The sequence below is a fragment of the Aquimarina gracilis genome, assembly GCF_035285365.1.
Lineage (GTDB): Bacteria > Bacteroidota > Bacteroidia > Flavobacteriales > Flavobacteriaceae > Aquimarina > Aquimarina gracilis.
The window spans coordinates 1-5583 of record NZ_JAYKLX010000016.1; the positions used below are offsets into that span (position 1 = coordinate 1).

Annotated in this window: 7 protein-coding genes and 1 pseudogene; 1 reads left to right on the plus strand and 7 read right to left on the minus strand. The window is 29.8% G+C overall.

Annotation, left to right across the window (positions count from 1 at the left end):
* Positions 1 to 67: 67 nt before the first annotated feature.
* Positions 68 to 328: an integrase core domain-containing protein gene (locus U6A24_RS23130; protein ID WP_324182404.1), complete on the plus strand. Its 261-nt coding sequence runs from the start codon at positions 68 to 70 to the stop codon at positions 326 to 328.
* Between the two features lie 293 nt (positions 329 to 621).
* Here U6A24_RS23130 and U6A24_RS23135 read toward each other — a convergent pair.
* The 7 genes and pseudogenes from U6A24_RS23135 to U6A24_RS23165 form a co-directional block, all read right to left on the minus strand.
* Positions 622 to 1503 (minus strand): annotated as a pseudogene (locus U6A24_RS23135) (amidohydrolase family protein); the annotation flags it as partial.
* A gap of 103 nt (positions 1504 to 1606) precedes the next feature.
* Positions 1607 to 2671 (minus strand): grasp-with-spasm system SPASM domain peptide maturase, encoded by a 1065-nt coding sequence (gene gwsS / locus U6A24_RS23140; protein WP_324182405.1) that lies wholly within the window; start codon positions 2669 to 2671, stop codon positions 1607 to 1609.
* Complete coding sequence (locus tag U6A24_RS23145) at positions 2661 to 2834, minus strand: hypothetical protein (RefSeq protein WP_324182406.1); 174 nt, start codon at positions 2832 to 2834, stop codon at positions 2661 to 2663. The genes gwsS and U6A24_RS23145 overlap by 11 nt, the downstream gene beginning before the upstream one ends.
* 5 nt (positions 2835 to 2839) lie before the next feature.
* Positions 2840 to 3787, minus strand: coding sequence for an MvdC/MvdD family ATP grasp protein (locus tag U6A24_RS23150; RefSeq protein ID WP_324182407.1), 948 nt, complete (start codon positions 3785 to 3787; stop codon positions 2840 to 2842).
* 4 nt (positions 3788 to 3791) lie between these two features.
* Entirely contained in the window at positions 3792 to 4763 is a 972-nt protein-coding gene (locus U6A24_RS23155; RefSeq protein ID WP_324182408.1) for a tetratricopeptide repeat protein, read from the minus strand.
* A 74-nt stretch (positions 4764 to 4837) separates the two neighbouring features.
* Entirely contained in the window at positions 4838 to 5020 is a 183-nt protein-coding gene (locus tag U6A24_RS23160) for a hypothetical protein (RefSeq protein WP_324182409.1), read from the minus strand.
* Positions 5021 to 5081: 61 nt separating this feature from the next.
* Positions 5082 to 5531 carry a hypothetical protein gene (locus U6A24_RS23165; protein WP_324182410.1) on the minus strand — a complete coding sequence of 150 codons (450 nt, stop codon included), beginning with the start codon at positions 5529 to 5531 and terminating at the stop codon, positions 5082 to 5084.
* Positions 5532 to 5583: the final 52 nt, after the last annotated feature.

Consider the following 5583-nt stretch of genomic DNA (forward strand, 5'->3'; position numbering starts at 1 on the left):
GCAACACATTCTGATGGGATAATAAGCTGCCGGAGTTTCAAGCTTGTTTTTCCTTAAAAATTATCCAATGATAGGTGCTGCGAGTTTCATTTTTCGATACTGGGAAGAAAAAAGTGAATTTTTTAAGCTTTTTTTAGGACGAGACAAAGAATACTTAACAGATTATCAAGTAGAAAATATTCATGAGGCTAATCAATTATTAAAAGTAGTTGTCAATTTATACAATAATGAAAGACCACATATGAGTATTGGAAATCTAACCCCTAATCAAGTACATCAAAACAATTTAAAAACTGAAAAACTATGGAAAAATTATTATAAAAAATAGCCTTATTATTGTTAACAATAATAAGGCTATTTGATAACTGTAAACCTATTTTAGGATTAATGTAAAATATGTAAACTTTTTTTAGGACGATACACTCTTACCGGCACCAGAAACATTCTGGCGCTAGCGGGGAAGCACATTTAATTCGCAAACGTGAAGAATTCGAGGACCTAACCAAAAATCAAGTTGATATTGATATTTTTTCTAAGGTTACCGAGTCGGTATCCTAACAAAAACTAACAACTATATATATAAGGCGCCAGACTAAAATTTGGTGCCTTTGGTTTACACATTTATTCTTTTATTCCTGGCTGTAAAATTTTAAAATCTTCTTTTTCCTTAGCTTCATCAACCATTCTTTTTACGTCGGCTAGTAATTTTTTAGCATCATATATTACCCCATCTTTAACCGTATATTTTACACCGCCAGCACGTATCACTTCATTATCTTCAGTAAGTCGAACAGCCCCGGTGCCGTACAACACTTTTAAATTCTTTAGAGGGTTTTCATCAACAATCACAAAATCAGCAAATTTACCAACCTCTACAGATCCTATCTTTTCAGAAACTCCTAGAGCTTCTGCCCCATTTAAAGTTGCCGATCGTATAACTTCTAATGGATGGAAGCCTGCCTCTCTAAGCAACTCCAGCTCCCTTACATAAGCAAAACCATATAACTGGAAAATAAACCCTGAATCAGATCCTACGGTAACACGACCTCCTCTATTCTTATATTCGTTTACAAAAGTCATCCATAGGCTATAATTCTCTCTCCAGACCACCTCTTGCTCGGTTCCCCAATCATGCCAGTACGAACCATGAGAAATTTTGCTTGGTTGATAGAAACGCCATAGCGATGGCAATGTATAGTTTTCATGCCACTCTGCTCTACGGGCACGTTGTAAATCTCTGCTAGCCTCATAGATATTAAACGTTGGATCTAAAGTAAAATCGAGTTCCAGAAGCTCATTCATAACTTTATTCCAATGATCCGAATAGGGTTTTGCTGCTTGTTTCCACAACTTTCCGGCCTCTTCAAATCGATGTTGTTCATTTTGATAATTATAATCCAAAGGGTAATGTTGCACCGTTCGATCATCAAAAAGAGCCTCTGGCAATCCATACCAGTGTTCCATTGAAGTAAGCCCTGCCCTTGCCGAATTCAAGACATACCAAACCAAAATATAATTAGTTATTAATAAATCTCTAATGGTATAATACTCTAGAAAAATAGGCAAAACAAAATCCTTAACCCCATGAGTGAATCAAATATAAGTGTTATTTCAACCTATAATATTCTATTGACTTCTTCTTCAGTGGATTTTTACTCCAATCTTCCCATTTATTTGTATATGGATCATATCCACATTTTAATGGTTTAGAATTTATATCTAAAGGATCTTCCACATAAGCTCTACAGTCTGTACATATGTATCTAAATTCACAAACCTTGCAAATACTAATTTGATCTTTATTCAAATTCCATATTTTTCGAAAATCTTGATCATCTATAATTTGTTCTATCCTATGTGTTTCAATATTACCATACGAATGTTTCATTGAAGGACAATTTTTAATATTACCATTTTTATCAATAGATAATTTTCTATTAAGGCAAGAGTTATATTTAATGGATTCAGCAAATTTCTTTGCATTAACTTCAAATAAGTTCTTAGAAATTATACCACAACATTTTTCATTCTTAATATCGTTTTTAATTACTTGTATTCTAGATTTATTAGTCTTAATAATTTCCTTAAAATTAAACAAAACCAAATTCACTTTCTTAAATTTAGCACATAGGCTCTTGTATTTTTCCAAACCAATTGCAGTATTATATCTTATTAATACTTCAAAAGAAAATAAATGTGTTTGTTCCAATAAAACAAGGAAATTCGATAAATCTTCAAAACCAATTTCTTTTTCATGAAAGAACCTGAATTGTACAAACCTACAATTCAAAGCTTTTAATGACTGAATGATTTTAAAAGGATTTTTAAAAAAATAATGATCTTCTTTTAAATCTATAACAGCATTTGTTATTGTTGATCTTGGAAACCATTGCATATCTAACTCTTTCCATTGTTCTATAGAGTCTGTAAAAAAAATATAATCTTTATCTTTTAAATATTTGAGAAATTGATCAATTTCCTTTTTACTTTTTTCATCATAACTCCCTTTTACAGTATCTATACTATTAGTTTGAAAATCTTCTAATATAGTAACATAATGAAAAGGAATTTCTAAATATCGCCTTAAGTGTAAATCACAGATAATACTATTTTTAACCCCTTTAACTAATAAGCAATTTTTATATAGTATTGCAAATTTATTATTGATCATAAATACAAGAGAAATTTTTATAAAACCTTAAATATGAAATATTAGCTTTCAAATCCTTTATATAGATGTTCTTTTTTTCAAAAGAAATGGTATTCTGTTTACCTTCCTCATTATTTAGGTTTTTTAAATTAGGAGGAAGACCTATTATTGTTTTTTTAGTCATACAAATTATTTTTGTTCTAGATAATGTCTCACCCTATTTTCTAAATAGCAGTTGTTGTTTTCAGAAAAACTTAAAAATTGCCCCGATGGATTAACTTCTAAAAAATAAAAATTACTTTTATTGTCAACCACTATATCAATACTTCCTGTATTTAAATTCATTTTTTTTTGCATTTCTTTTAATTTCTTAATCATGTCATTTGACAAATTATACGGAACTGTACGAAGTAATTTCTGATTACCGTCTCTAAAATCTAATTCTGCCCCTTTGTTAGACTGGCTAAAAATTGCGAATGCATAATACTCATGCTCAATAAAAAAAACCCTTACTTCAAATTTCTTTTCAATATATTTTTGAAATAAGGAAAGAGAAAATTTATCAGGAAAATCAATTAAATTATCGAATACTAATATCCCCGAAGAAGGTGTTACAATCTTTGAACCTTTTTCAAAACTAAAAGGATGTTTTAACGGCTTAATTACCAGTCTTTTATGTATTTTTAAAAAACCTTCTAGATCTTTCTTACTAGATGTAATTTTGGTTGGAGGTACGAGAATATCTGATTCTCTTGCTATACTTAAATTCAACACCTTATTAACTTCCATTTCTTTTGAATAAGATCCTATCGTTTTTCCCGATACCAATTCAAAAAAATAATTGTTTACGCAAGTAGCATTAACCTGAAAATAAACCTTAAAGATTTCATCTAGCTTCTGTGCATATTCATCTCTTAATCCTATTCCTCTTCTATACCAAATTTTTGTTACCTTATCAAGATTAATAATCACCTCTCCGCTATTTATGTATAATACGAAAGACTCTTTATTATTATTTATTGTACAACTTATTTCAATGATATCTTCATCACTATTAAACCTAAAAAACTTTCTTTTTAGGTTATTGATTACTAAAGTGGTGGTTAAATCTGTAGACTCGCTAAAAATTAAAATCAAAATATTAGTTTTTATACTTATAATCCCAATCAAAATTAATTGGTAGTTTAGCATTATTTTTGATCGCCGCACATTCTATTGAAATAGCTCCAATTTCTATTCTATATCTATTAATAGAATCTATGTTACTATTTTCAAAAGGCATAAAATACTTATGGTTAATCTCATTAAACTCGAAAAAATAACCATATTTCTGAAGCCTTTTCCCATTAAGAACATTCTGTTGATCAACCATCATACCAATAATGTCCGGATTTACATTACCCTTATCAACCTCTTTTAATAAAGTTGAAAATATCTGTTTCCTAAATTTTTCCGAAGTATGCATCATTACAAGATCAATTTTATCTGTTCCTATCTTATTAAAACCAGGATAATAACCCATAGAATCAATGAGGTGTTTTATTTTTTTTTCATTTTTAAAATCAATAATTTTCTGTAGCTTACGTATAGAATCTATTTTAGATTCCGGTAGATTTTTAGCCATTAACCTATAATATTGATCGTAATATGCTATTGAATCTATAATAGTATATAACTCTTGATCTATTTTACTTTCTCTATTTGTTCTTAATTCCTTGTATTTAGATTTTGTAATTATATTGGTTTTTACAACAAGTTCACTTAATGAATCCTTAATCATCTCATTCCATTCCAAACCTCCAAAAAAAATTGCATTCTCTAAGTACTTTTTACTTCGATCATATTTCTTCAATTGAATCAATGATTTAGCCATTAGATAATGGTCATTTCTATAGTCAGTTACGTTACATCCTTCAGGTTTTATATCAAACGCTTTTTCGTACTGTATAATAGATTGTTTATAATCTCCAGATAAAAATGAGCAATATCCTTCATTGGCATATCTATAAAATTCGAAACAACCTTTATTAACTTCTTGAGAATTAATTCGCTTACAAAAACTGAAATAAATCATGATTACTACCAAAATAGAAGTAAGAATTTTTAATGACATAGTCGATATATAAAGTTTAAATGTAAAATTAAAAAAAGAGATTTAGTTTTCACTAAATCTCTTCTTGCCTAATGTTAAGCTAAGGCACCATTGTTCTGAAGCGTACATGCTCCATCCCAACAATAATCACTTCCTCCACCATTAGCTCCAGACCACTCAGTTGGTCCAGAATAATCAGTTCCTTTGACAAATTCAAGTTGTTCTTTACTTAATTCCATTTCCTTGAAATCATCAATTTTTAATTTGAATTTTTTCATAATACAAATTTATAATTAACGCCTACTCTGTTCTTTCAAAGGTTTTTCGGCTTCCACCCTTTTAATTCTCTATCCAGCTATTGGCTATTTTAAATGCTCCCGGTGGAGTTACCTCTACTCCCCCTCCAGTAAACTGGTGCCCATTTAACGTATAAGGAGAAAATGTCATTGCAACATTACCAATATGACCCGTTATCCATTTGTATTTTGGGTGTAAACTAATACGATTGAAATTAAAAGGTAACGCATAATCCAAATTTTCTCCTTGATTGGTAAAACTATACGATGCTGGGATTGCAAAACCATAAATGCTAACATTTAGATTCCCTCTTAAAAAATAAGTAAAAGGTTCTCGGTCACTGTTTTGGTTTGAGTTATAATATACCCCACTAGCCGATACTTCACCACTCACCTTAATGGGCTTAGCTTTGCCTACATCTTCAAAATCAATGTTTTGAGCGGTAGCTAATGTAGAAACAAACATAAAAAACAGTAGGGTATAGTTTTTCAATACCTTGTAATTTTTCCGTTATTTTTTTAAAAAGAGAAATAAAATTGCTATT

What these genes read in the sequence shown, in the direction of transcription:
- U6A24_RS23130 (WP_324182404.1), top strand. Translation starts at nt 68, where the DNA reads ATGATAGGTGCTGCGAGTTTCATTTTTCGATACTGGGAAGAAAAAAGT.
- gwsS (WP_324182405.1), bottom strand. Translation starts at nt 2,671, where the DNA reads ATGATCAATAATAAATTTGCAATACTATATAAAAATTGCTTATTAGTT.
- U6A24_RS23145 (WP_324182406.1), bottom strand. Translation starts at nt 2,834, where the DNA reads ATGACTAAAAAAACAATAATAGGTCTTCCTCCTAATTTAAAAAACCTA.
- U6A24_RS23155 (WP_324182408.1), bottom strand. Translation starts at nt 4,763, where the DNA reads ATGTCATTAAAAATTCTTACTTCTATTTTGGTAGTAATCATGATTTAT.
- U6A24_RS23160 (WP_324182409.1), bottom strand. Translation starts at nt 5,020, where the DNA reads ATGAAAAAATTCAAATTAAAAATTGATGATTTCAAGGAAATGGAATTA.